Genomic DNA, 24576 nt, shown 5'->3' on the forward strand with positions numbered 1-24576 from the left:
GGGGCCCCTCCTCTACCGCAGGCGTTAAGAAGGGTCCCTTCCTTGCGCCGTCAGGCGCAGACGACGTGGACGCCGGCCTCGCGGAACGCCGCCACCACGTCCGGGGACGCGCCGGAGTCGGTCACCAGCGTCTCGACCCGGTCCACCGGGCAGATCCGGGCGAACGCGTGCCCACCGAGCTTCGAGGAATCGGCTATCACGACGACCCGCTTGGCGCGGGCGACCATGAGACTGTTCATGGCCGCCTCCCCCTCGTGGTGCGCGGCGGCGCCGAGCTGCGGGTCGATCGCGTCCACGCCGAGCAGCGCGACGTCAAGCGTGACCTCACGCAACAGCGCCCCGCCCAGCGGGCCGACCAGCTCGAACGACTTGGGCCGGACCACGCCGCCGGCCACCACCACCTTCATCCGCGAGCGCACCAGCAGCTCGTTGGCGATGTTCAGCGCGTTGGTGACCACGGTGAGCTGGGCGCCCTCCGCGCTGGTGTTGAGGTCGGGGCGTACGGCCAGCGCCCGCGCGACCTCGGTGCTCGTGGTGCCGCCGTTGAGGCCGACCACGGTGCCCGGGGAGACGAGGGCGGCGGCGGCCGTGCCGATCCGCTGCTTCTCGGCCGAGTGCTTCGCGGTCTTGTAGCGCAGCGGCAGGTCGTAGGAGACGCCGTTGGCGACCGCGCCACCCCGGGTGCGGGTGATCATCTGCTGCTGGGCGAGCTGGTCGAAGTCACGCCGGATGGTGGCCTGGGAGACGTCCAGCCGGTCGGCCGCCTCCTCGACGGTGACCCGGCCGCTGTCGGTCAGCATCTCCAGCAGCGCGTTCCAGCGCGCGTAGCGGTCCACCGCTGGGGCCTCCCTGACTATGCGTGAACGGTGATCGGTTGCGTGCACACTAGTGCGCGAAACTCAGTCCGCGCAAAAGCCTTCGCTGCGCGAACTTGGAGACAGTTGCCACAACCACGCCGCTTCGCGCAGAATGACGCGCGAAAGACGGCAGTATCGCGCCGTATTGCGCAAGGGTTTTTCCCGGCGAGGAGTTGTCATGGCGTACGTGCACGCGGAGATCGCGAGCCAGCCCGACTGCTGGCGGGAGGCGGCGCGACTCGCTCCGACCGTCGCCGAGCGCCTGCCGCGCCCCGGCGAGCGGGTCGCGGTGGTCGGTTGCGGCACGTCGTGGTTCATGGCCATGGCGTACGCCGGGCTGCGCGAGGCCGCCGGCCACGGCGAGACCGACGCCTTCCAGGCCAGCGAGTTCCCCACCGGCCGCCACTACGACCGGCTCATCGCGATCACCCGCTCCGGCACCACCACCGAGGTGCTCGACCTGCTCGCCGCGCTGCGCGGGCGGATCCCCACCACGGTCCTCGTCGGCGACCCGGACTCGGCCGCCGTCGCGTCCGCGGACGCCACTGTCGCGCTCCCCTTCGCCGACGAGCGGTCGGTGGTGCAGACCCGCTTCGCCACCACCGCGCTCGCGCTGCTGCGCGCCCACCTCGGCGAGGACCTCAGCCGGCTCGCCGCCGACGCGGAGGTGGCCGTCCGGGCCCCGCTGCCGATCGACCCGGCCGGCATCGAGCAGGTCACCTTCCTCGGCCGCGGCTGGACCGTCGGGCTGGCCCAGGAGGCCGCGCTGAAGTGCCGCGAGGCGGCCACGTTCTGGGCCGAGGCGTACCCGGCGATGGACTACCGCCACGGCCCGATCTCGGTCGCCGCCCCCGGCCGGCTGGTGTGGGCGCTCGGCGAGATCCCGGACGGCCTGCCGGAGGACGTGGCCGCCACCGGCGCCGCGTTCGTGCACAGCCGCACGCACGGCTGGCGCACGGTGCTGACGAGCTGGGCGGCCGGGCGCAACCCGGTCGACCCGATGGCCGACCTGATCCTGGCCCAGCGTTTCGCGGTCGCGCTCGCGACCACCCGTGGCCTCGACCCGGACGCGCCGCGTCACCTGACCCGGTCCGTGGTCCTGGCATGAGCGAACGCACCGAGCGCAGCGAGGGCCGTGAGCGCATGCCCAGTCAGCACGGCGTGAGCGAGCGAAGCGAGCCCACGGCGTGAGTGGAGGCGACGAGGTCGTCGTCGCGCTGGACGTGGGCGGCACCGGGATGAAGTGCGCCCTGGTCCGGCCGGACGGCACGACAGTGCACACCGAACGGCACGACACCGGCGCGCAGCGCGGCCCGGAGGCGGTGGTCGGCACGATCCTCGACGTGGCCGAAGGGCTGGCCGGCAAGGCCCGCGCCGACGGCCGTGCGCCGGTGGCCTGCGGCATCGCCGTACCCGGAGTGGTCGACGAGGCGCGCGGCGTGGCGGTCTGGTCGGCGAACGTGGGCTTCCGGGACGTACCCCTGCGGGAGCTGGCCCGCACACGGCTCGGACTGCCCGCGGCGCTCGGCCACGACGTGCGTGCCGGAGGCCTGGCCGAGGCGCGCCTCGGGGCCGGGCGGGACGCCGGCCACGTCCTGTTCGTCGCCATCGGCACCGGCATCGCCGCCGCCCACGTGGTCGACGGGTCGGCCGCCACCGGCGCGCACGGCGCCGCCGGGGAGATCGGCCACATCCTGGTACGGCCCGGCGGGCCGCGCTGCGGCTGCGGGCGGACCGGCTGCCTGGAGGCGGTGTCGTCGGCCTCGGCGATCGGACGCCGGTACGCGGAGCTGTCCGGCGCGCCCACCACCGCCGCCCAGGTGGCCGAGCGCGCGGCGGCCGGTGAACCGCTCGCCGTGGAGGTGTGGCAGGACGCGGTCGAGGCGCTCGCCGACGGACTGGCCACCGGGCAGGCGCTCTACGATGTGTCGACAGTGGTGCTCGGCGGCGGGCTGGCCCAGGCCGGTGCCCGGCTGTTCGACCCGCTGCGGGCGGCGCTGCGCGAGCGGCTGACGTTCCATCGCGAACCGCGCCTGGTCGCGGCCGACCTCGGCGACGAGGCCGGCTGCCTCGGCGCCGCCCTGCTGGCCCTGGACACCCTGGTGAAGGAGAGTCGATGACCCGGCGCGTGACCGGCAAGGTGGTGACCCCGACCGGCGTCATCCGGCAGGGCTGCGTGGAGATCGCGGACGGGCGGATCACCGCCGTCGCCGAGTATCCGTCGGTGCGCGACGGGCACTGGATCGTGCCGGGCTTCGTGGACATGCACACCCACGGCGGCGGCGGGCACACGTTCACCACCGGCGACCCGGAGGCGGCGCGGCAGGCCGCCGCGTTCCATCTCGGGCACGGCACCACCACGCTGCTGGCCAGCCTGGTCAGTTCCCCGTTCGAGCTGATGCGCGACGCCACCGCCGCCTACCGCCCGCTGGTCGAGTCCGGCGTGCTCGCCGGCGTCCACTTCGAGGGCCCGTACCTGTCTGCCGACCGCTGCGGCGCGCAGAACCCGGAGTTCCTGCGGGACCCGTCCACGGCCGAGCTGACCGAGCTGATCGAGCTGGGCGGCGGCGCGGTACGCATGGTCACGCTCGCGCCGGAACGCGACGGCGCCACCAAGGCGATCGAGCTGCTTGTCGCGCAGGGCGTGGTGGCGGCGGTCGGGCACACCGACGCGACCTGGGAGCAGACCCGCGCGGCGGTGGCCGCGGGCGCGACGGTCGGCACCCACCTGTTCAACGGGATGCGCCCGGTGCACCACCGTGAGCCCGGCCCGGTGGTGGCGCTGCTGGAGGCCCCGAACGTGGTGTGCGAGCTGGTCGCCGACGGGGTGCACCTGCACGACGGGATGCTCGGTTTCGCCACCTCGGTGGCCGGCCCGGAGCGGGCCGCGCTGATCACCGACGCGATGGCCGCCGCCGGCATGCCCGACGGCGAGTACGAGCTGGGCGGCCAGGCGGTCACCGTGGCCGGCGGGGAGGCCCGGCTCGCCCACAACGGCGCGATCGCCGGCAGCACGCTCACCATGGACGCCGCGCTGCGGCACGCGGTCGGCGCGGGCGTGGCCCTGCCGGACGCCTGCCGCATGGTCGCCACCACCCCGGCCCGCGCGATCGGCCTGGGCGACCGGGTCGGCGCGCTGGTCGCCGGGCTGCGCGCCGACCTGGTGGTGCTTGACGACGACCTGAACGTGGTGCGGGTGATGCGCGGCGGCAACTGGGTGGAGTGACCCGCCCGGCGGTCAGGCGGTGGGCACCTCGACGCCGAGCACCGCCTGCTCGTCCGGCCGGTGCACCAGCACGTCCGCCAGGTACGACTGCACCGCCCGGCGCATCCCCACGTCCCGCCCGGCCTGCTCGGAGAGCAGCCACTTGTGCTCGATGATCTGGGCGAACAGCTCCTGCGGCTCCAGCTTGCGGCGCAGGTGCGCGGGCACCGCCCGGACCACCGGCTCGAAGACCTCGGTCAGCCAGCGGTGCGCCGCCTGCTGCTCGTCGGTCAGATCGCTCTCCACCCGGTAGGCGTCCAGGTCGTTGAGGAGCCGGCGGGCCTGGTTCTCCTCCGCGTCCAGGCCGGTGAGGCGCAGCAGCCGCCGGGTGTGGTAGCCGACGTCGACCACCTTCGGCCGCACCAGGTAACGCCCGTTGTCGACAGTGGACATCGCCACCTCGGCCACGTCGAAGCCCAGCTCGTTGAGGCGGCGGATGCGGCGCTCGATGTCGTGCCGGGCGGCGCGCTCGACCTGCTGCTCGTAGGTGATCTCGTGCCAGAGCTGCTCGTAGCGCCGTACGACCTCCTCGCAGACCACCTCCGGGTCGATCGACTCGTGCAGCAGGCCGGCGGCCTGCAGGTCGAGCGCCTCGCCGAAGATGTTGACCCGGGCGATCTCCAGGTCCTCGCCGCGCTGCCCGTTGGACAGCGACGGGTGCAGCGCGCCGGTCTCCGCGTCCACCAGGTAGGCGGCGAACGCGCCCGCGTCCCGCCGGAACAGCGTGTTGGACAGCGAGCAGTCGCCCCAGAAGAAACCGGTCAGGTGCATCCGGACCAGCAGCACCGCGAGCGCGTCGAGCAGACGGTTCATGGTCTCCGGCCGCAGCGTGCGGGAGAACAGCGCCCGGTAGGGCAGGGAGAACTGGAGGTGGCGGGTGATCAGCACCGGGTCCAGCGGCTCGCCGTCGTCGCTCTGCCGGTCGGCCACGATGGCGACGGCCTCCACCGACGGGAAGTCGATCCGCTCCAGCGCCCGCAGCAGGTCGTACTCGCGCTCGGCGACCCGCTCGCCGGTCTCCTTCACCGCGTAGACGTACCCGCCGAGCCGGACGAACCGCACGATGTGCCGGGAGATGCCCTGCGGCAGCGCCACCAGGTGCTCGGCAGGCCACTGCTCCAGCGGGGTCGACCAGGGGAGGTCGAGCAGCGCCGGGTCGACGAGAGCCGAGGTGATCCGCACGGCAACCAGTGTGACCGCTCACCCCCGGACCGCGCTTCCCTTCGTGGCTCGGCACACAGCCGCCGATGCCCGCGCCGCCCCGGCGCCGTCGGCGGCCGGTAGCGTGGTCGCGTGCGTCAGACCTCAGGGGTACGCGGTCACCTGCGGCTGCGGCCGGTCCGGCCGGCCGGGTGGTGGTTCGACGGGCTGCTGCTCGCGGCAGTGGTGGCGATCACCGTGGCGCTCGCCTCCGGGCACCTGTTCGGGCTCGACCGGGCGGTCGCCGACTGGTCCGACGAGCACCGCCCGACCGCCGCCCGCCGGGTGGCGATGACGCTCAACCTGCTCGGCCAGGGCACCCCGCTGACGCTGCTCGCGGCCGGGCTGGGCGTGCTGCTGGCGCTGCGGCTGCGCTCGGTGCGGCCGATCCTGCCGCCGGTGGTCGCGTTCGTGCTGACGTTCTTCACGATCGGCCCGCTGAAGGTGTGGACGGCCCGGCCGGCGCCGAGCGCCTCGGTCAAGGAGCCGTTCCTGTCGCCCGAGCAGACGCTGCCGCTGTTCCAGCACGACCTGCCGGTCCGCTTCGCCCAGTCGTACCCGTCCGGGCACGTCGCCAACGCGATCGTCTGGTACGGCGTGCTGGCCCTGCTACTGGCCCCGCTCGTGCGCACGGTCGGCCGGACCGTGCCGCCCCGGCTGGTCACCGTGGTCCGGGTGGTGCCCCCGGCGGTGGTCTTCTGCACCACCGTCTACCTGGGCTGGCACTGGCTCACCGACTCGATCGCCGGTCTGCTGCTCGGCCTGCTGCTGGACCGGCTGCTGCGCCGGGTGCCCTGGGACGACCTGCCGCTGCCGCGCCGGCTCGGCGACTGGCGGCGGCCGGTCGACTGGTCCGCGCCGGGCTGACCGGGCGACCGCACCCGCTGTTCACCGCACGCTCCTAGGCTGCCGGTGTGGAACAACTGGCGCGGCGACTCGGCGTACCCGACGCGGTCGTCATCGGTCTCGGCTCGATGCTCGGCGCGGGCGTCTTCGTGGTCTTCGCCCCCGCCGCGGCGGCAGCCGGCGGCGTCGGTCTGCTGGTCGCGCTGGCGGTGGCCGGCTTCATCGCCTACTGCAACGCCACCAGCTCGGCCCGGCTCGCCGCCCGCTACCCCGAGTCCGGCGGCACCTACGTGTACGGCCGGGAACGGCTGCACCCGTTCGCCGGTTTCCTGGCCGGCTGGGGCTTCGTGGTCGGCAAGACCGCGAGCTGCGCGGCCATGGCGCTGACCGTCGGGGCGTACCTGTGGCCGGGGCGGGCGCGGCTCGTCGCCGTCCTCGCGGTGGTGGCGGTGACGGTGGTGAACCTGCGCGGCATCGGCAAGACCGCCGCCGCCACCCGGGTGCTGGTCGCGCTGGTGCTCACAGTGCTCGCCGTGGTGGCGGTGACCGGCGCGCCGCAGGTGGCCGCCGACCGGCTCACCGCCCCCGCCGACCTCGGGGCACGCGGTGTGCTCACCGCCGCCGGGCTGCTGTTCTTCGCGTTCGCCGGGTACGCGCGGATCGCCACGCTGGGCGAGGAGGTACGCGACCCGGAGCGCACCATCCCCCGCGCGGTGCCGCTGGCGCTCGGCGCGGTGCTGGCGATCTACCTGACGCTGGCGGTGGTCGCGCTCGGCGTGCTGGGCGCCGACCGGCTGGCGTCCACCGACGCGCCGCTGGTCGAGGTGGTGACCGCCACCGGGCACCCGGGGCTGGCCTGGCTGGTCCGGGCCGGCGCGGCGGTAGCGGTGACCGGGGTGCTGCTGTCGCTGCTGGCCGGCGTCGGCCGCACCTCGCTGGCGATGGCCCGCCGCCGGGACCTGCCGCGCGTGCTCGCGGCGGTGCACCCACGCCACCGGGTGCCGCACCGCGCCGAGCTGGCCGTGGCCGCCGTGGTGATCGCCGTCGTCGCGGTCGGCGACGTCCGGGGCGCGATCGGCTTCTCCAGCTGCACCGTGCTGGTCTACTACGCGATCACCAACGCGTCGGCGCTGACGCTCGGCCCGGACCCGGCCCGCCGCGTACCGGCCCGGGTGCTCGCCGCGCTGGGGCTGGTCGGCTGCCTGGTGCTGGCGGTCAACCTGCCGCTGCCGAGCGTGCTCGCCGGGTTCGGCGTGCTCGCGCTCGGCGCACTCGGGTACGCCGTCCGCCGCCGTCGGCGACCTGCCTGACGCGGCCGGTCACTCCTCCGGGCGGCGCGCGGCGGGTGGACCGGCGGGCGCCGGCGGCGGCGCGGGCGTGGTCTCCCGCAGCAGCGCGGTCAGCCCGGCCCGCCGGGCCACCACAGTCAACCGGTCACCGGCCTGGATCACCATCCGCGGATCGGCCGTCCAGTCGGCCTTTTGGTTCGGCCGGGTGTACGCGAGCAGGCGTACCTCGCCGGGCCGGGCCACCGCGCTCAGCGGACGCCCGTCCAGCGGTGAGCCCGCCACCACCGGCACCTCGGTGACCAGCAGCGCGTGCCGGTCGACCGGGATGGTGGCGACGACCGCGCGGTCCAGCAGCGCCGCCGCGAACGACGGCGCGGCCAGATAGGACACACTGCGCGAGATGCCGATGCCGAACGCCTGCTGGATCCGCTCGGCGAAGTCGCCGTCGAACAGCCGCAGCACCACGCGCAGGTCCGGGTCGAGCGACCGGGCGATCAGCGCGGCACGCAGGTTCGTCCCGTCGTCGGTGGAGACCACCACCAGCGCCTGGCAGGTGTCGACGGACGCGGACCGCAGCGTCTCCTCCCGGCCCGCGTCGCCGACGATCAGCGGCACCCCCAGCCGGTGCGCCAGCGCGGCGCCACGCGCGTCCGCGTTCTTGTCGATCGCCACCACCTCGACGCCGAAGTCGTGCAGCTGGGCCATCACCCGGGTGCCGATGTTGCCCAGCCCGACCAGCACCACGTGCCCGGAGCGGTCCGGCTGGACCCGCCCGGCGTGCAGGGCCAGCCGGGCGTTTACGACGCCGTCGACCACGGCGGCCGTGATCAGCGGGATCAGCGCCAGCCCGGCCAGGTTGAGCACCACCTGCATGACCTGGGCGGCGACCGGCTTGTTGACGTCCGGGTCCTGGCCGGTGAGCGTGGTGACCAGCGTCAGGTAGACCGCCTCGCTCCAGCTGACGTCGGCGGCCCGCGCGTTGAGCCAGCCCAGCACCGCGATCACCCCGAGCAGCACCAGCACCGCGATGCCGATCTTGCGGGTGGCGAAGTGGCGGACCGCGCGCAGCAGCACCGCCGCCGGCTGCCGTCGCCGCCGCGCCCGCACCAGCCGCCGCGCGGCCACCTCCGTGCCCGCCGGCCGGCCGGTCGCCTCGGCCAGCACCACGTCGGCCGCGGCCTCGTCGGCGGGCAGCACCCGGACCAGGTCCGGGTCCGTGGTGACGGCCAGGCCGCAGACCACGTCCTGGGGGCGTACGTCGTCGCGCCGCGCCACGTACAGCGTGCGCCCGGCGTGCCGGAAGTGGGTCGGCGCCACCTCGCCCAGCGCTGCGGCGACGAAGGCGGGCGCGGCCATCGAGGCGTCGGAGAGCACCGCCGAGTCGGGGAAGAGCTGGCGCAGCCCGTCCGCCAGGTTGGTGTTGAACATGCGCACCACCAGGCGCAGCCGGGACTCGACCTCCTGGGCGCAGAGCGCGGCGTGCATGTTGCCCACGTCGTCCTGGTTCAGCAGCGCCAGCCCGGCCGCGCCGGCCAGCCCGGCCCGGCGGAACGCCGCCTCGTCGAGGCGTTCGGCGGTGACGACCCGTACCCCCGGCACGTCCCGCCCGTCCGGGCCCTCGGACCGGCGGCGGGCCGGCACCACGAGCGTGACCCGCACCCGCCCGTCGGCGCTGTCGGTGGCGAGCAGCGACCGGACCACCCAGTAGGCGAGCGGATCGGAGCCGCAGACCACGAAGTGGGGGCGTTCGTCCCCGTTCATCCGGAGCCGCCAGCCGGTCGCGCGGCGTGCGCGGTCACGCAGGGGCTCGGCCATGTCCGGATGGTAGTCAGCCGCTCGCGGTACGCGCAGCCCCCTCGATCATGAACGCATGGCGTGGCCGGGTACGGGTAGAGCACCGGCATGCAGACGTTCCTGCCGTATCCGGACTTCCTGGCCAGCGCCCGGACGCTGGACCAGAAGCGGCTGGGCAAGCAGCGCGTGGAGACGATCCAGGTGCTGCGCGGCCTGACCCGGCCGGACTACGGCTGGCGCAACCATCCCGCGGTGAAGATGTGGGCCGGGTACGAGGAGGCGCTGACCCGGTACGGGCTGGACATGTGCGCGGTGTGGTGCGAGCCCGGCCGGGCCGACACCTGCGCCGGCACGCTCGCCACCGACCTCGCCACCGCCTGCGGCATCGCCGTGATCCGCACCCAGGACGAGCTGGCCGCCGCCGGTGAGCTGCCGCCCTGGCTGGGCCGCGACGACCTGCACCGCAGCCACCGGTCGTCGCTGCTGCGCAAGGACCCGGTCCACTATGCGCGGCTGTTCACCGACGTCTCCCCCGACCTGGAGTACGTCTGGCCCCCCTCCGACCGCCCCCGCCACTGCCTGGAGTGAAAGGAAGGGCCCCTTCTTAACGCCTCCGGTAGAGGAAGGGCCCCTTGTTAACACCTCCCCCACGCCGCCGCGCGGCGCACTCGGCGCGCGGGCGGCCGGCGCGCGGCGCGGACGTAACCGGGCCGCCCGGCGTTAAGAAGGGCCCCCGCACATCCGTATGCGTTAAAAAGGGCCCCTTCCTTTCACCTCGGGCAGACTGGGGGGACCACCGACTGAAGGATGCCCCGTGAGTCTGTCGCAAGTGGTAGGTCGCCTGATCGGCGTACGCGAGCACGTGGTGGACCCGGGCGGCGGTGGCGCTCCCTGCGTGCCGCGACCGGTCGCGGCGCTGGTGGTCGGCGGCGGCATCGCCGGCATGTCGGCGGCGGTGGTGCTGGCCGAGCGCGGGGTTGCGGTGACCGTGCTGGAGGCCGCGCCGCACCTCGGCGGCCGGCTCGGCGCCTGGCCGGAGGAGCTGCCCGACGGCGTCCAGCGCAACGAGCACGGCTTCCACGCGTTCTTCCGGCAGTACTGGAACTGGCGGTCGATCCTGCGCCGAGTCGACCCGGCGCTGGGCTTCCTCAAGCCGATCCCGGGTTACCCGATCCTGTCCGAGCAGTGGCCCACGGAGGAGTTCGGCAAGCTGCCGCCCGCGCCGCCGGCGAACCTGCTGGCGCTGCTGCTGCGCAGCCCGAGCCTGCGCCTGGCGGACCTACGCACGATGGATCGGGACGCCGCGCTGCCGCTGCTCACCTACGACCCGGTGCGCACCTACGAGGAGTTCGACGAGCGCACTGCCGACGAGCTGCTCACCTCGCTGCGCCTGCCGGACCGGGCGCGGGCCATGCTCTTCGAGGTCTTCTCCCACTCGTTCTTCAACCACGAGGCCGAGATGTCGGCCGCCGAGATGATCGCGCAGTTCCACTTCTACCTGCTCGGCAACCCGGAGGGGCTGGCGTTCGACTGCCCGGACCGGGACTACGCGACGGCGATCTGGGAGCCGCTGACCCGGCACGTGGAGAAGCACGGCGGCCGGGTGCTGACCGGCGCTCCGGCGGCCCGGCTGGACCGTACCCCGGCGGGCTGGCGCGTCACCGGCGCGGACGGCGACGTCTGGGAGGCGCCGCACGTGGTGCTCGCGGTGGACCCGCCGGCGCTCGCCGCGCTGGTCGGCGCCTCGCCCGGCCTGGTCGCGGCGGCGCCCGAGCTGGTGGCGCGGATGCCCGCGTTCGGCACACCCGGGCCGCCGTACGCGGTGGCGCGGTACTGGATGGACGGGGACGTCCGCCCGGACCGGGCGGTGTTCAGTGGCGTCTCCCGGCAGCCCACGCTGGACTCGGTGACGCTCTACCACCGGCTGGAGGACGAGCCCCGCCGCTGGGCGGAGCGGACCGGCGGCTCGGTGGTGGAGCTGCACGCGTACGCCTGCGAGCCGGACGTGCCGGCCGACGAGCTGGCCGCCCGGATGCTGCGGGAGCTGACCGCGCTCTGGCCGGAGGTGGCCGATCTGCGGGTACGCGAGTTGCGCGCCCGGGTCGAGGCGCAGGCCCCGGCGTTCACGCCTGGCAGCCACGCCGGCCGTCCGGGGGTGGAGACCGACGCGGCGGGCCTCTACCTGGCCGGGGACGGCATCCGCACGGAGTTCCCGAGCGCGTTGATGGAACGGTCGGCGGCCACCGGGATCATCGCGGCGAACCACATCCTGCGTGCCGAGGGGGCGGCGGCCGAGGCGGTCCGCTCGATCCGTCCGCGCGGCCTGCTGGCCGGCAGGGTGGGCCCGAAACGGTCATAGGCGGACGAAAACGCCTCTACGCTCGACTGATCCGATGACACGGGAGGTCGGGCGGTGAGCACCGCGACGCGGGAGCGGCGCGACGAGGAGCACGGGACACCACGGGACGAACGGACCGCGGTGGTCACCGCGCTGCGACTCGGCTGGTCGATGGCGGACGCCTACCACCACGCGCAGACCGCCGACCTGACCGACGGCGGGGACCGGCCGACGGTCGCGCCGCCGAAGCTGTCGAACCTGACCGAGCTGGCCGGGTGGCACCGGCTCGGCATGTACCTGGACGGCGTGGACGTGGCGCTGGCCCAGATCGCGCCGCTGACCCCGGCGGGCCGTACCGTGCCGTCCACCGCCGCCGCCCGCCGCGCCACCGGCGCCGACCGGGACCCGTTGCTGCGGGCGCTCGACGACCTCAACATCGACGTGCTGCGCTGGACGATGGCGACGAACCACCGGGTGGGTGTGGCGTACCGGCTCGGGCGCTCGCTCGCCGACACCGTACGGCGCGGCGACGCCGACCGGCTCCCGGGCCGGTTCGGTGGCCGGCACCTCCAGATCGGCAGGTGGCTGGACGAGCTGGCGAGCGTGCTGCCGCCGTACTCGGCCGCCGTGGTGCGCCGCTCGCTCGCCGCCTGGGCCACGGCTGTCGGCCGGGCCACCGTCGGCGACCCGGGCGAGGCCGGACTCGCCGACCTGGCCCGGGAGCTGCGCAACCAGGGCGACCTGTGGCAGGACGTGCTCACCGGTGGGCTGCATCCGCGCGACCTGCTGGACGAGGAGAACTGGGCGGTGATCGCCCGCAACGTCGTCATCCGGGACCGGAAGCTGGTGGCGCAGGCGGCCCGGGGCATCTTCTGGCCGGTGCTGGCACCACTGCTTGTGGTGCTGCTGGCGGTGGTGGGTGTCAGCGCCGCCGCGGCGGCCGGCTCCCCCACCACCCGGGCGACGGTGGCGCTCGTCGGCCTCGGCGCCGGGCTCACCGCGATCTGGCGGTCGATCTCCACGCCGACGCTGTCGGTGGCCGCCGAGGTGAACCGTCCGTTGCTGGACAGCGAGCTGGTGGTGCAGATGACCGCCCGGATCGACCGGCCGCTCGCCGCCGCGCGAAGCGCCGGCCGGGCCGGACGGCAGCGGCGACCCACCGAGGACGGATCGAAATACGTTGGCCACGATTCCCGAATCGATCTACCGTGAGCGAGCAAGGTCAACCACCGTTCCAGGAGCCGTCGATGTCGCTGCGATACGCCACCACGATGACGTCGTGGCTGCTCGGCGACGGCTGCCGGGAACACGGTCCCTGGCCCGGAGGGCACGACTGACGCGCGTCGCGCGTCCCCGTCGTCGCCGCCCGGTCCCGTGGACCGGGCGGCTTTTTCGTCGCCGTACCGCCGATCGTGAAGGGAGAGCCCGGTGGACGCCGTCCTCGTCATAAACGCCGACCTCGGCCCGCTGCACCGGGTCACCGTCAAGCACGCGATCCGGATGCTCTGCCGCCGGGTCGCCGAAATCCACGAGGCCGAGCCGGACCGGGTGATCGGCGTCTTCCCGCTGCCGCGGGTGGTCCGCCTCGTCCGGTACGTGGTGACCCGCTGGCGGTTCAGCGCCGGCCCGGCCTGGTCCCGGGCCGGGGTGCTGGCGCGCGACCGGCGGCGGTGCGCCTACTGCGACGGCGCGGCCAGCACGATCGACCACGTCCTGCCCCGCTCGCGCGGTGGCCGGAACACCTGGGGGAACACCACCGCCGCCTGCTACGCGTGCAACCAGCGCAAGGGTGACCGGACCCCGGCCGAGGCGGGCATGCCGCTGCGGCGGGCTCCGGTGACGCCGAGCTGGGCCGCGCTGGCGCGGTGACGGACGGCCGGCGGGCACAGGGGGCGGTGTCGGGGGTACGCCCCGGCGCCGCGCCCGCCGGTCCCACCAGTGCGCCTACCTGTCGAGACGCCGGGCCAGCCCGTCGAGCAGGAGGTCCAGCCCGCCGCCGAACTCGTCCTCCGGTACGACCACGCCGGCATCGCGCGCGGTCGCGGCGAGCAGGGGGAACTCGTCGCGGGGCAGCGCCGCGATGACAGCCGTGCCGGGCCCGGCCAGCGCGCCGAGGTGTTCCATCTGGATCGCGCCGACCACGTAGCCGAGCAGGGCGCGGAACGCGATCACCCGTCCGGTGCCGGTGAAGCCGGCCCCGGTCAGCACCGCGAGCACCGCCTCGCCCCAGCGCAGGATCGTCGGCGAGCGGTGCCGGTACGCGGGGAGCAACGGCACCACTGCCGGGTGGAGACCGACCGCGCGGCGTACCCGCTCGGCCAGGTCCCGGATGCCGTCCGCCCACGGGACGTCGGGCGGCGGACGGGTGTCGACCGGTTCGAGGACCCGCTCGACGACGAGCGCTTCCAACTCGTCGCGGTCGGCGACGTAGCGGTAGAGGCCCATCGTGCTGGTGCCGAGCTGCGCGCCGACCGCGCGCATGGTGAGGCCGGCGAGGCCGTCCCGGTCGAGCACCGCGAGCGCCGCGTCGGCGAGCTGGGCCGGGGTCAGGGAACGGGGACGGGGCATGGCCTTGACAGCGTACAAGATACGCCTACGGTTGTAGGAGTACGTCGTACGCCTACAACGGGAGCGCGCATGGACGTCGTCACCCCTCGCCATCTCACCAGCGTGACCGGTGCCCAGGTCGCCCTGCCGGACCCGGACCGCCTGGTCCACCTCCAGTTCCGTCGCTTCGCCGGCTGCCCGGTCTGCAACCTCCACCTGCGCTCGATCGTCCGCCGGCACGCCGAGATCGAGGCGGCGGGCGTACGCGAGGTGGTGCTCTTCCACTCCCCCGCCGACGAGTTGCGCGAGCACGTCGCCGACCTGCCGTTCGCCGTGGTGGCCGATCCGGACCGGCGGCTCTACCGGGAGTTCGGGGTGGAGTCGGCGCGGCGGTCGCTGCTCGACCCGCGCGCCTGGCTGCCGATCCTGCGCGGCGTGGCGATCAGCACCTGGTACATCCTGCGCGGACGGGAGCGGTCGCCGTCCCTTACGCCGCACGGCGGCCGGTTCGGGCTGCCGGCCGACTTCCTGATCGCGCCGGACGGGCGGGTGCTCGCCGAGAAGTACGGCGAACACGCCTCCGACCAGTGGCCGGTGGACGAACTGCTGGCCCAGGTCAGCCGGAGCCGGTCGGCGCGGTGACCGCTGGATCGCCGGTCGGGACGTACGCTTCGGGGAGCGCCGGGCAAACGGCGGTCAGTGGGCGGTCGGCGGGGTCCAGCCGAAGCGCGGCGGGCGGCGCTCGTTCATGGCCGCCACCCCCTCGCGGGCCTCGCCGCTGTCCCGCACCTGGGCGTGCCACCAGGCCAGCCGGTCGGCGTCGGCGCGTCCGTCGACGATCTCCTTCGCGGCGGCCACCGTGAGCCGGGAACGCTCGGCGATGGTGGCGGTCAGCGTTGTCACCCGCCCGGCCAGCTCCCCGGCCGGCAGCACCTCGTCCACCAGGCCGATCCGCAGCGCCCGCTCGGCGTCGACCAGCTCGCTGCTGAACAGCAGGTGCTTGGCGGCGGACGGACCGACGAGCGCGGCCAGCCGGCGGGTGGTCGGCGCCGGGTAGACCAGGCCGAGCCGGGCCGGGGGTACGCCGAACCGGGCCTCCGCCGAGGCCAGCCGCAGGTCGCAGGCGACGGCGAGCTGGCAGCCGCCGCCCACGCAGGCACCCTCGATCGCGGCCACAGTGGGACGGCCGAACGCGGCGAGCCGTTCCTCGGCGGCCACCGCGATGCTGCCGTCTCCGGCGGCCAGCAGCTCGTCCAGGTCGCCGAGGTCGGCCCCGGCGCAGAACGTGCCGGCCGCGCCGGTGAGCACCAGCACCCGTACCGCCGGGTCGGCCTCCAGACCGTCGAGCAGCACCGGGAGCTGCCGCCACATGGCCGGGGTCATGGCGTTGCGCCGGGCCGGGTTGTGGATGACCACGGTTGCCACCGGGCCGTCCACCCTGACCGTGAGTTCCGCGTCGGACATGGTGCGACCGTAACGGGCGGGGCCCGGCGGCCACCCGCGTGGGGTGGCCGCCGGGCCCCGGGGTCGGGCGGTCAGGTCAGGAGACGTTGACAGCGGTGTCGTCGAGCACGAACGACGTCTGCAGGGAGACGTCCTCGGTGCCGGTGAACTTCAGCGTGACGGTCTGCCCGGCGTACGACGCCAGGGAGAACGACTTCTGGCTGTAGCCGCTGGCCTTGTTCAGGTTCGAGTAGGTCGCCAGCGTGGCCAGCACCGAACCGGAGGAGTTGAGCACCTGCACGTTCAGCTTGTCGTACTGGACGCTGCTGGTGGTCTCGGCCGAGTCGATGTGCAGCCAGAACGAGAAGGTGTACGTGGAGCAGCCGCTCGGCAGGCTCACCGACTGCGACAGCGAGTCGGTGCGGGTGGTGCCGTAGCCGTTGAGCCAGGCGTTCCACGTACCGGTGCGGGTCGGCTGGCCCTGCGAGCCGTACTGGCCGATCACGCCGGAGGTGGAGGTCCAGACCGTGTTGCCGGACTCGAAGCCCGGGTTGCCGAGCTTCTGGCCCGCGCCGGTGCAGCCGCCGCCGGTGCCGTTCACCGTCAGCGAGAACGTGGCGGTCTTCGTGCCGGACGCCGCGCTGCCGGTGACGGTCACCGAGTAGGTGCCGGTCGGCGTGCTGGAGCTGGTGGAGATGGTGAGCGTGGACGAGCCGCCCGAGGTCACCGAGGAGGGGCTGAACGACGCGGTGGCGCCGGTCGGCAGGCCGGACGCGGAGAACGTCACGGTCTGCGCGCTGCCGTTGGTGGTGGCCGTGGCGACGGTGGCGGTGACCGAACCGCCCGCGGTGACCGACCCGGCGGTCGGCGAGAGCGAGACGGAGAAGTCGTTGCCGGTGGAGCTGCACGGCGCGTCGTTACCGGCGACGTTCACCGCGGTCCAGGCGGCCTGGACGGTCTTGTACTCGGTGGAGCAGTTGCCGTACAGGTCGGTGGCGGCCCGCAGGGTGTACGCGCGGGCAGTGTTGGCCGGGTTGCTCGTGTTGACGTACGAGGTGTTCGAGGTGAAGTACACGTCGAGCGCCCGGTACCAGATCTTCTCCGCCTTGGTGCGGCCGATGCCGGTGACCGCCGGGGCCGAGCCGCAGACCGGCGAGGTGCCGTACGCGGTGGCGCCGGTGCCCTCGGCGAGGTTGAAGAAGAAGTGGTTGCCGACGCCGGAGGAGTAGTGCACGTCCTTGTTCTTCGTGCTGGTGGACCAGCAGGAGTCGGACGAGCCGTCCAGCGACGGGTTGTACATGTAGCGCAGCGGCGTACCGTTGCCGTTGATGTTGATCTTCTCGCCGACCTGGTAGTCGCCCGGGTCGCTCGGCGCGGCGGCGTAGAACTCCACCATGTTGCCGAAGATGTCGCTGGTGGACTCGTTCAGGCCACCGGACTCACCGGAGTAGACCAGCCCGGCCAGCGCCTCGGTGACGCCGTGGCTCATCTCGTGGCCGGCGACGTCCAGCGAGACCAGCGGGCGGGAGTTGCCCGAGCCGTCGCCGTAGGTCATCTGGGCCCCGTCCCAGAAGGCGTTGACGTAGTTGTTGCCGTAGTGCACCCGGCTCGGCACGCCCTGGCCGTTGCCGAAGATGCCGTTGCGGCCGTGCACGTTCTTGAAGTAGTCGAACGTCTTGGCGGCGCCGAAGTGGGCGTCCACGGCGGCCGACTGCCGGTTCGAGGTGGCGCCGTTGCCCCACGCGTTGTCCGCGTCGGTGAACGTGGTGCAGGTGGAGGTCCCGTTGTTCATGTCGCAGGTGCGGCCGTTGCCGCGTACCGGGTCGATCATCTGGTACGTGCTGCCGGAGAGCGTGGTGTCGATGGTGACCGAGCCGGTGTAGATGCCCTGGCCGGTGCCGGCCACCGTCTCGATCTCGTCGTACGAGCCGATCACCTTGCCGGTGGTGGCGTCGGTGACGACGTGCAGCTTCGACGGGGTCTGCTTGTCCGCCTTCCAGCCCGTCGCGACGGTCTCCCAGGCGAGGCGGCCCTTGCCGCTGCTGGCGTCGACGAACAACTCCGGCGTGCCGACCGAGGTGAGCGAGCCGGAGAACGTCTTGCGGGCGCTCGCCTTGGCCGCGTCCGCGCCGACCTTCGCGGTGGTGCTCAGGGTCAGCGGGGCGTCGAGGCTGACCGACGCGCTGGTCATGGTGCCGTTGGGGGCGGTGTGGATGACGAAGTCACCGCCGTACACCCGGAGACCCTGATAGGTCCGGCTGTACCGGGTGTGCGCCGCCCCGGAGGGGTCGACCTTGGTGCGGACGGCCTGATAGGCCTCACCGCCGGCGCCCTTGACGACGCCGGGGTTGGCGCGCAGCAGGCTCGCGGCCTTGGCCGCGGCCGAGGTCTCGGGGCTGGGGGCGGTTGGCGCTGCCGCTTGCGCCGAGGTGGTGACGCAGGCCAGCACGCTGCTGGTGAGCAGCGCTGCGCTGACGGCGGCGACGGATCTTTTCACGGGCCCTCCTGGAAGGCGAATGTTGTGACGGGGGTAGTCACTGATGTAGATATAGCGATACATCGACGAACGTGAAAGAGGCTGGCGGGAACCCGCCGGAGACACTGACCGAACGGATGAGGAGGACCGGTGGACCGGAACCGGGTGGTCCCGTCGCGCGTCCGAACCGGTATGAGAGCTGCCCCCGCCGTGGCGGCCGTCGCCGCCCTTCTCGTCCCGCTCGCCGGCTGCGCCCGCACCGACGCGCCACCCGTCGTCACGGACGGGCCCTCGCCGCTGGCCACCGAGGTCGTGCTCGTGAAGTCGGGCGGCATCGCCGGGCTGACCGACACCGTCCGGGTCGGGCCGGACGGCCACTGGACCCGCACCGACCGTGCCGGCGCCTCCCGAGAGGGGCAGCTCGCCGCGGAGAAGCTCACCCGGCTGCGGCAACTCGCGGCCGACCCCCGGCTGGCCGCCGAAGCCGCCGTCACCGCACCGGCGACCATGTGCGCCGACGCGTTCAGCTACCGGCTCACCGTCGGGCCCAACCAGGTCAGCTACGTGGACTGCCCGCCGCAGGCCGCGCCGCCCGCCGTCACCGCGCAGGTGGTGGACCTGCTCAACGGCGCCACCGGCTGACCGGCGCCGACTTCAAACCCGTTCCGGCTGTGACATCGGCCTATGGCCGGCCGGCCCGCGGCGGGGCCAGCATGGAAGGCATGACTCGCGCACTCATCGCCCTGACCAGTCACTCCGAGCTGGGCCGCACCGGCCGCTCGACCGGCTACTACGTCGGCGAGGCCGCCGAGCCGTGGGAGGTGTTCCGGGCCGCCGGCTACGACATCGACCTGGTCTCAGTGGCCGGCGGCGAGCCGCCGGTCGACGGGCGGGACGAGAACGACACCACCCAGAACGACTTCCTCGCCACCGCCGGCGTCACCGACACCCCGAAGGCCGCAGACGTCGACCCGGCCGGGTACGACGTGATCCTCTTCGCCGGCGGTCACGGCACCATGTGGGACTTCCCCGACGACCCCGACCTGGCCCGGATCGCCCGCTCGGTCTACGAGCGCGGCGGCGTGGTGGCCGCCGTCTGCCACGGCCCGTCGGCGCTGGTGAACCTCACGCTCACCGACGGCTCCCGGCTGATTGCCGGCAAGCGGGTCGCCGGCTTCACCAACAGCGAGGAGGCGGCCGTCGGCCTCACCGACGAGGTGCCGTTCCTGCTCGCCGACAAGCTCACCGAGGCGGGCGCGCAGCACGTGCCGGCGCCGGACTTCACCGAGCACGTGGTGGTCGACGAGCGGCTGGTCACCGGCCAGAACCCGCAGTCCGCCCGCGCCGTCGCCGACGCCGTGGTGAAGCTGATCCCCTGAGCGCCGGGTCAGAACCGGTAGTCGTCGGGCAGGCCGGTGGCCCGCAGCTCGGGCGGCAGGTGAGCGACGTCGTTGAGAGCGACGAGCGTCGGCGGGCCGCCCGAGCTGTACCGGATCACCGTGAGCCCGCAGTTCTGGTGGTTGAGCCCGATCCAGCGGTGCGGCGGCGCCTCCAGCGCGTGCAGCACCAGCCAGGCGACCAGGAAGTTGTGGGTGACGACCAACTCGCGTACGTCACCCTCCGCGGGGGCGGCGGCGAACCGCGCCACCGCCTCCGCGGTCACACGCGGCCCGTCGCGCCGCTCCCGCTCGGTGAACCCGGCCAGGAACTCCGCGTACCGCTCGGGCAGGCCGGCCGGGTCGGTGTCGTGCGGCACGTGGTCGCCGGCGCGGTCGTCCTCGCGTACCGGAACACCCGGCAGCGACGCCGCGACCAGCGCGGCGGTCTCCGCGGCCCGGCGGGCCGGCCCATGGTGTACGGCGGCGAAGCGCGTGCCGCGCAGCCGCTCACCCAGCAGCGTCGCCTGCCGCCGGCCGCGCTCGGACAGGCCGGTGTCGGCCTCCTGGTCCGGGCGGTCCTGCTCGCCGTGGCGGACCAGGTAGAGCAGGCGGCTGGGCATCGGCGCCTCCACGGTCGGGGACCGCGAGACTAGCCCGCCGCCGCGCCGTTCACTGCCCCTGGCGCATCTGCCCGATCCGGATCCGGTTGCCGAACGGGTCGCGGATGCCGAAGTCGATCCCGTACGGCCGGTCGGTCGGCTCGTCGGTCACCTCCACACCCTTCGCGACCAGATCCGCGTACGTCTTGTGCGCGTCGTCGGTGGTGAAGAAGAGGAACCCGCCCGCGGCGCCCTTGGTCAGCAGCTCCCGGACCTGCTCGGCGGTCTTCGGGTCCAGGGCCGGCGGGCCCGGCTTCTCCAGCAGGATCTCCCGGCCCGGGTCCCCCGGCACGTTCACGGTGAGCCAGCGCATGAAGCCGAGGTCCTGGTCGGTGCTGACCTCCAGGCCCAGCTTCCCGACGTAGAAGTCGAGCGCCTCGTCCTGGTCGAGCACGTAGATCTGCGAGCGGGAAGTCGAAGTCATCGTCATGCCGACGACGCTAGAGCAGCGGCCTGACCTGCTGCTTATCCAAAACTGCTCGGTCTGGTCCAGGACTTGGCGAAGCAGCTCGGCACGTCCGGCGGCGCGGCCCGGCGACGCCGGAAGGCCGAGGGCGACGCACCGACGATGCCGTGGAACGTCCGGCTGAACGTGCCGAGGCTGTTGAAGCCGACGGCGAGGCAGATGTCGGTGACGTCGCGGTCGGTCTCCAGCAGCAGGGCCATGGCCCGCTCGACCCGGCGGCGTTGCAGGTAGCGGTGCGGGGTCTCGCCGAAGGTGGCCCGGAAGGTACGGATGAAGTGCGCCTCGGACACGTGGGCGATCCGGGCCAGCGCGGCGATGTCCAGCGGCTGCGCGTACGCCCGGTCCATCGCGTCGCGGGCCCGCAGCATCGCCCGATTGGACACCTCGACCGCTCTGCTCACGCCGTCCCCCCGCCGGCCAGCCTACCGAGACGTCGATCGTCAGCACGGCCGAGGCGCCCTGACCCGTGCCACCCGTTGTCGGCCGCCCCGCCCGGTGGAAGACACCGTCCGGGGCGACCCTGGTGTGCGCGCTGCTGTCATCCGGCCCGAGCGACGGCTCCTGCGGTCACGAGGCGCAGGTGTTGAGCATGCTCTGCAGCGCGGACTTCTCGGATGATTGGAGTGTCAGGCCCCAGTTGTACTTCACGGTGATCCACATCTTGCTGTAGGTGCAGCGGTACGACGTCAGGGGCGGCTGCCACGTCGACGGGTCCTGGTCCCCCTTGGCCTGGTTGACGTTGTCGGTGACCGCGATCAGCTGCGGGCGGGTCAGGTCGTTGGCGAAGCTCTGCCGGCGGCTCGTGGTCCAGGAGTTGGCTCCGGACCGCCACGCCTCCGCCAGGGGCACGACGTGGTCGATGTCGACGTCGGAGGCGGCGTACCAGGTCGCACCGTCGTAGGGGCTGTACCAGCGGCCGGACGTAGCGGCACAGGAGCTGTCGACCACGACGGACGTGCCGTCACGCTTGAGGACCTGCTCGCGGGTGTTGCAGGCGCCGGTGATGGTGATCCAGTGGGGAAACAGGTCCCGCGAGTAGCCGGCCATCGAGCCCTGTGCTGCCACTGTCAGCGCGTTGAGCTGCGACTGCGCCGTTGCCCGGGAGGGGATGCCGGGAGGGGTGGCCGAGGCCGGCTGCGCGTTCACGGCGGCGAGAACGGCGGCTGCGAGGGCGGCGACAGTGATCGCGGCGGCACGGCGCCAGGCACGCGGGGTGAGGGTGACGGACGTGATCGGCATGACGGCGACCCTTCGTCGAGGAAAGTGACAGCAACCTTCCCTGACGATCATGTCCATCGATCGGCGTCCCTGTAAAGAACAGCTGTCCGGTTGTCGAGCATCGAGCCGCCCCGCACCGCCGACGCGCCGACTCCGCCCGCGTCACTCAGGGCAGCGGCGGCGTGACGGTCGCCGTGGCCCTGACCGTGGTGGGCGTGACCGGCATGTTCCTCACGGACCAGGGCAGGTCAGCTGACCTGCGGTGTTGTCGGCATCTTGTCCGGAGTGCGAGGTAGAGGTCCGTTAGCTGCCGTCCACCGGGTCGTCGTACGGCGGCGACACCTCGTCGTTCCAGGAACGTTTCACGTAACCTCCGGTGAGGTCCTGGAGCTGTAGGTTGACCTCGATCAGGGTGTTGATCTCCTGGAGCACCTCGTCGAGATCGTCGAACGTGACCTGGAACCGGCGGTCGTAGGTAGCCATCTCGGGGATGCCATAGTCCTCGGCGACCTCAGCGGCCTCAGCGACAATCCGTGGCCCCGCGTCGAAGGTCACCTCCAGCTGGGGACCATCGGACCATCGGACGGTGAATCGGTCGCTCTCCTCGGCCACCACCATCGACTTCAGGCGCTGCACGGCGTCGGCAAGGGTGACGGACCCGGTGAAGTAGACCCGGAACCCATCGCGCGGCCAGAGGTGAGACGAAACGGGATCGTCCAACAGCAGATCGACCGCAGCGTCGATCCTGGACTCAGCTTCGGTCAGCGGCACACCCAGTTGCGAAACATGGGCGACCAGGCCCGTCGCGTCCGCCACCACGTGCCCGATCCGGTACATGGTCCGGACGAGCCCTTCAGCATCCACGTCACTGCCACTGTGCCAGAACGGCAGATTGATGGCCGTCTCGCCGGACCGGTAGCGCACCGTAATGCCGCTGGGCTGGTGCGTCAGCGTGCGGCTCGGGCCGTCCTCGCCCAGAACCACCTCGCCGACGACGTCCCGTACGCCGGAAACGATGGCGTCCCATGCCTGCGAGTCGGACGGCTCACCCGCACCCTTCCGTTCGCCGTCCGACGCCTTCAGCGAGGGCTGTCCGACGGGCTCGGGTAGCAGGATGAGATCAAGAGTCATGGCCGTCAGGCTAGGGCCTGTGACGGGCGGTCGTGACCCTCGTTGCTGTCATCCGGCCGGATCGCAGCGGCTGCCGCCGCGAAATGCCTTGTGTAATTGGAGCCCCCGGCCGGGATCGAACCGGCGACATCTCGCTTACAAGGCGAGTGCTCTGGCCAGCTGAGCTACAGGGGCGCGTGCGTCGGGCTCAGCATAGCGACTGAGCCCCGGAAATCCCGCCTCGCAGGGCTCCCGAGCACGGAAAACGTCGGCATCCCGACCGGTGCGGCCGATGGATCATCGCCCGGGCACGCTCCCAGCGGGGAGATTGATGCCTCGCAGTGCCCTGCTGACCGTTATGCGTATGCCGTCCATCCCACCCGGAGCGACACGTCTTGGCACGATCGCGAAAGCCGTTTACCGTGCAGTGACACGGACGACACTCCGGCGGGCTTCGGCTGCCTGAGCGACGACCCCGTTGGCCGGTGCCTTGGGCGCCGGTCGCTCCTTCACTCGGATCGTCCGGCACGTTCCTGCCGGTGAAAGGAAGCGCTCCATCATGGCTACGGTCACCTACGCGAAGGCGTCCCGGATCTACCCGGGCACCGAGCGCCCCGCCGTCAACCAGCTCGACCTCCAGATCGGTGACGGGGAGTTCCTCGTCCTGGTCGGTCCGTCCGGCTGCGGCAAGTCCACCAGCCTCCGGATGCTCGCCGGCCTGGAGGACGTCGACGACGGCGCGATCTACATCGACGACCGCGACGTCACGCACCTCCCCCCGAAGGCCCGCGACATCGCGATGGTCTTCCAGAACTACGCCCTCTACCCGCACATGACGGTGTACGAGAACATGGCGTTCGCGCTCAAGCTGCGCAAGACCTCGAAGTCGGAGATCGACCGGCGGGTCAAGGAGGCGGCCGGGCTGCTCCAGCTGGAGGAGTTCCTCAGCCGCAAGCCGAAGGCGCTCTCCGGTGGTCAGCGCCAGCGTGTCGCCATGGGCCGCGCGATCGTCCGCGAGCCGCAGGTCTTCCTCATGGACGAGCCGCTGTCGAACCTCGACGCCAAGCTGCGTGTCCAGACCCGTACCCAGATCGCCTCGCTGCAGGCGAAGCTGGGCGTCACCACCGTGTACGTCACCCACGACCAGGTCGAGGCCATGACCATGGGTCACCGGGTGGCGGTCATGCTCGACGGCGTGCTCCAGCAGGTGGACACCCCGCGGGCGCTCTACGACACCCCGGCCAACGTCTTCGTCGCCGGCTTCATGGGCTCCCCGGCCATGAACATCAAGACGGTGAAGCTGACCGAGCAGGGCGGCGCGTTCGCCGAGATGATCGTGCCGCTGACCCGCGAGCAGGTCCAGGCGGCCAGCGCCGAGGGCGGCGACGGCAAGGTCACCGTCGGCTTCCGGCCGGAGGACTGCGACCTGGTCAGCCCGTCCGAGGGCGGCATGCCGGTAGTGGTCGAGCTGGTCGAGGACCTGGGCTCCGACGCCAACGTCTACGGCCACGCCGCGCTGGAGGGCCACAACGAGCGGTTCGTGGTCCGTACCGACCGGCGCAGCATGCCGAACATGGGTGACACCGTGTTCGTCAAGCCGCGTACCGGCCGCAGCCACGTCTTCCACTCCGCCACCGGCCAGCGGATCTGACGTACCCGAGAAAAGGGGCGGCCCGCCACGGCGGACCG

At 73.0% G+C, this 24576-nt stretch carries 24 protein-coding genes and 1 tRNA gene; 13 read left to right on the plus strand and 12 right to left on the minus strand.

Annotation, left to right across the window (positions count from 1 at the left end; genetic code table 11):
- Positions 1–50 precede the first annotated feature (50 nt).
- Positions 51–836 carry a DeoR/GlpR family DNA-binding transcription regulator gene (locus A4R25_RS11835; RefSeq protein WP_043327968.1) on the minus strand — a complete coding sequence of 262 codons (786 nt, stop codon included), beginning with the start codon at positions 834–836 and terminating at the stop codon, positions 51–53.
- 199 nt (positions 837–1035) lie between these two features.
- On the opposite strand from A4R25_RS11835, the gene A4R25_RS11840 reads away from it, so the two are divergent.
- The 3 genes from A4R25_RS11840 to nagA all read left to right on the plus strand — a co-directional run bounded on the left by A4R25_RS11840 (position 1036) and on the right by nagA (position 4083).
- Positions 1036–1965: an SIS domain-containing protein gene (locus A4R25_RS11840; protein WP_043327967.1), complete on the plus strand. Its 930-nt coding sequence runs from the start codon at positions 1036–1038 to the stop codon at positions 1963–1965.
- A gap of 79 nt (positions 1966–2044) precedes the next feature.
- Positions 2045–2977 (plus strand): ROK family protein, encoded by a 933-nt coding sequence (locus tag A4R25_RS11845; protein WP_064446739.1) that lies wholly within the window; start codon positions 2045–2047, stop codon positions 2975–2977.
- Positions 2974–4083: an N-acetylglucosamine-6-phosphate deacetylase gene (gene nagA / locus A4R25_RS11850; protein WP_064446740.1), complete on the plus strand. Its 1110-nt coding sequence runs from the start codon at positions 2974–2976 to the stop codon at positions 4081–4083. Before A4R25_RS11845 ends, nagA begins: the two co-directional genes overlap by 4 nt.
- A gap of 12 nt (positions 4084–4095) precedes the next feature.
- On the opposite strand, the gene A4R25_RS11855 is transcribed toward nagA, so the two are convergent.
- Positions 4096–5304 carry a DUF4032 domain-containing protein gene (locus tag A4R25_RS11855; protein WP_030502801.1) on the minus strand — a complete coding sequence of 403 codons (1209 nt, stop codon included), beginning with the start codon at positions 5302–5304 and terminating at the stop codon, positions 4096–4098.
- A gap of 111 nt (positions 5305–5415) precedes the next feature.
- Here A4R25_RS11855 and A4R25_RS11860 point away from each other — a divergent pair, with 111 nt between their 5' ends.
- On the plus strand, positions 5416–6189 hold the full coding sequence (locus A4R25_RS11860) for a phosphatase PAP2 family protein (protein ID WP_064446741.1): 774 nt from the start codon (positions 5416–5418) through the stop codon (positions 6187–6189).
- Positions 6190–6236: 47 nt separating this feature from the next.
- Positions 6237–7478, plus strand: coding sequence for an APC family permease (locus A4R25_RS11865; protein ID WP_064446742.1), 1242 nt, complete (start codon positions 6237–6239; stop codon positions 7476–7478).
- 9 nt (positions 7479–7487) lie between these two features.
- Here the strand turns inward: A4R25_RS11865 and A4R25_RS11870 are convergent, their stop codons facing one another.
- Positions 7488–9272, minus strand: coding sequence for a TrkA family potassium uptake protein (locus A4R25_RS11870; RefSeq protein ID WP_369799321.1), 1785 nt, complete (start codon positions 9270–9272; stop codon positions 7488–7490).
- 87 nt (positions 9273–9359) lie between these two features.
- On the opposite strand from A4R25_RS11870, the gene A4R25_RS11875 reads away from it, so the two are divergent.
- The 4 genes from A4R25_RS11875 (at position 9360) to A4R25_RS11890 (ending at position 13458) form a co-directional block, all read left to right on the plus strand.
- Positions 9360–9839 (plus strand): MSMEG_6728 family protein, encoded by a 480-nt coding sequence (locus A4R25_RS11875; RefSeq protein WP_043327962.1) that lies wholly within the window; start codon positions 9360–9362, stop codon positions 9837–9839.
- 226 nt (positions 9840–10065) lie between these two features.
- On the plus strand, positions 10066–11610 hold the full coding sequence (locus A4R25_RS11880) for an FAD-dependent oxidoreductase (RefSeq protein WP_064446743.1): 1545 nt from the start codon (positions 10066–10068) through the stop codon (positions 11608–11610).
- Positions 11611–11664: 54 nt separating this feature from the next.
- Positions 11665–12801, plus strand: coding sequence for a hypothetical protein (locus A4R25_RS11885; RefSeq protein WP_064446744.1), 1137 nt, complete (start codon positions 11665–11667; stop codon positions 12799–12801).
- Positions 12802–13017: 216 nt separating this feature from the next.
- Positions 13018–13458: an HNH endonuclease gene (locus tag A4R25_RS11890; RefSeq protein ID WP_043327959.1), complete on the plus strand. Its 441-nt coding sequence runs from the start codon at positions 13018–13020 to the stop codon at positions 13456–13458.
- Positions 13459–13533: 75 nt separating this feature from the next.
- Here the strand turns inward: A4R25_RS11890 and A4R25_RS11895 are convergent, their stop codons facing one another.
- Positions 13534–14157: a TetR/AcrR family transcriptional regulator gene (locus A4R25_RS11895; RefSeq protein ID WP_187693837.1), complete on the minus strand. Its 624-nt coding sequence runs from the start codon at positions 14155–14157 to the stop codon at positions 13534–13536.
- A 69-nt stretch (positions 14158–14226) separates the two neighbouring features.
- Here A4R25_RS11895 and A4R25_RS11900 point away from each other — a divergent pair, with 69 nt between their 5' ends.
- Positions 14227–14778, plus strand: a complete 552-nt coding sequence (locus A4R25_RS11900) for a peroxiredoxin-like family protein (RefSeq protein WP_064446746.1) — start codon at positions 14227–14229, stop codon at positions 14776–14778.
- 54 nt (positions 14779–14832) lie between these two features.
- Here A4R25_RS11900 and A4R25_RS11905 read toward each other — a convergent pair whose 3' ends face one another.
- Both A4R25_RS11905 and A4R25_RS11910 read right to left on the minus strand, forming a co-directional pair.
- Positions 14833–15600: an enoyl-CoA hydratase/isomerase family protein gene (locus A4R25_RS11905; protein ID WP_064446747.1), complete on the minus strand. Its 768-nt coding sequence runs from the start codon at positions 15598–15600 to the stop codon at positions 14833–14835.
- A gap of 76 nt (positions 15601–15676) precedes the next feature.
- The gene (locus A4R25_RS11910; protein WP_043327955.1) at positions 15677–18076 is read right to left on the minus strand and encodes a M4 family metallopeptidase; all 2400 of its coding nucleotides are present in this window, start codon (positions 18074–18076) and stop codon (positions 15677–15679) included.
- 189 nt (positions 18077–18265) lie between these two features.
- Here A4R25_RS11910 and A4R25_RS11915 point away from each other — a divergent pair, with 189 nt between their 5' ends.
- Positions 18266–18697 carry a protealysin inhibitor emfourin gene (locus A4R25_RS11915; protein ID WP_064446748.1) on the plus strand — a complete coding sequence of 144 codons (432 nt, stop codon included), beginning with the start codon at positions 18266–18268 and terminating at the stop codon, positions 18695–18697.
- Between the two features lie 80 nt (positions 18698–18777).
- Positions 18778–19434 carry a type 1 glutamine amidotransferase domain-containing protein gene (locus A4R25_RS11920; RefSeq protein WP_231915502.1) on the plus strand — a complete coding sequence of 219 codons (657 nt, stop codon included), beginning with the start codon at positions 18778–18780 and terminating at the stop codon, positions 19432–19434.
- Between the two features lie 8 nt (positions 19435–19442).
- Here A4R25_RS11920 and A4R25_RS11925 read toward each other — a convergent pair whose 3' ends face one another.
- The 6 genes from A4R25_RS11925 to A4R25_RS11950 all read right to left on the minus strand — a co-directional run bounded on the left by A4R25_RS11925 (position 19443) and on the right by A4R25_RS11950 (position 23082).
- Positions 19443–20054 carry a histidine phosphatase family protein gene (locus tag A4R25_RS11925; protein ID WP_043330878.1) on the minus strand — a complete coding sequence of 204 codons (612 nt, stop codon included), beginning with the start codon at positions 20052–20054 and terminating at the stop codon, positions 19443–19445.
- Between the two features lie 49 nt (positions 20055–20103).
- The gene (locus A4R25_RS11930) at positions 20104–20523 is read right to left on the minus strand and encodes a VOC family protein (RefSeq protein WP_043327953.1); all 420 of its coding nucleotides are present in this window, start codon (positions 20521–20523) and stop codon (positions 20104–20106) included.
- A gap of 35 nt (positions 20524–20558) precedes the next feature.
- Complete coding sequence (locus tag A4R25_RS11935) at positions 20559–20960, minus strand: helix-turn-helix domain-containing protein (protein ID WP_064446750.1); 402 nt, start codon at positions 20958–20960, stop codon at positions 20559–20561.
- Between the two features lie 166 nt (positions 20961–21126).
- A complete protein-coding gene (locus A4R25_RS11940; protein WP_064446751.1) occupies positions 21127–21798 on the minus strand; it encodes an HNH endonuclease family protein in 672 nt (223 codons plus the stop codon).
- Positions 21799–22080: 282 nt separating this feature from the next.
- Positions 22081–22908, minus strand: coding sequence for a hypothetical protein (locus A4R25_RS11945; RefSeq protein ID WP_064446752.1), 828 nt, complete (start codon positions 22906–22908; stop codon positions 22081–22083).
- A gap of 97 nt (positions 22909–23005) precedes the next feature.
- Positions 23006–23082, minus strand: a tRNA-Thr gene (locus A4R25_RS11950).
- Between the two features lie 364 nt (positions 23083–23446).
- On the opposite strand from A4R25_RS11950, the gene A4R25_RS11955 reads away from it, so the two are divergent.
- On the plus strand, positions 23447–24538 hold the full coding sequence (locus A4R25_RS11955; RefSeq protein WP_043327950.1) for an ABC transporter ATP-binding protein: 1092 nt from the start codon (positions 23447–23449) through the stop codon (positions 24536–24538).
- The last annotated feature ends 38 nt before the right edge of the window (positions 24539–24576 follow it).

It is taken from the genome of Micromonospora sp. NBRC 110037 (assembly GCF_001652995.1).
Taxonomy (GTDB): Bacteria; Actinomycetota; Actinomycetes; order Mycobacteriales; family Micromonosporaceae; genus Micromonospora; species Micromonospora chalcea.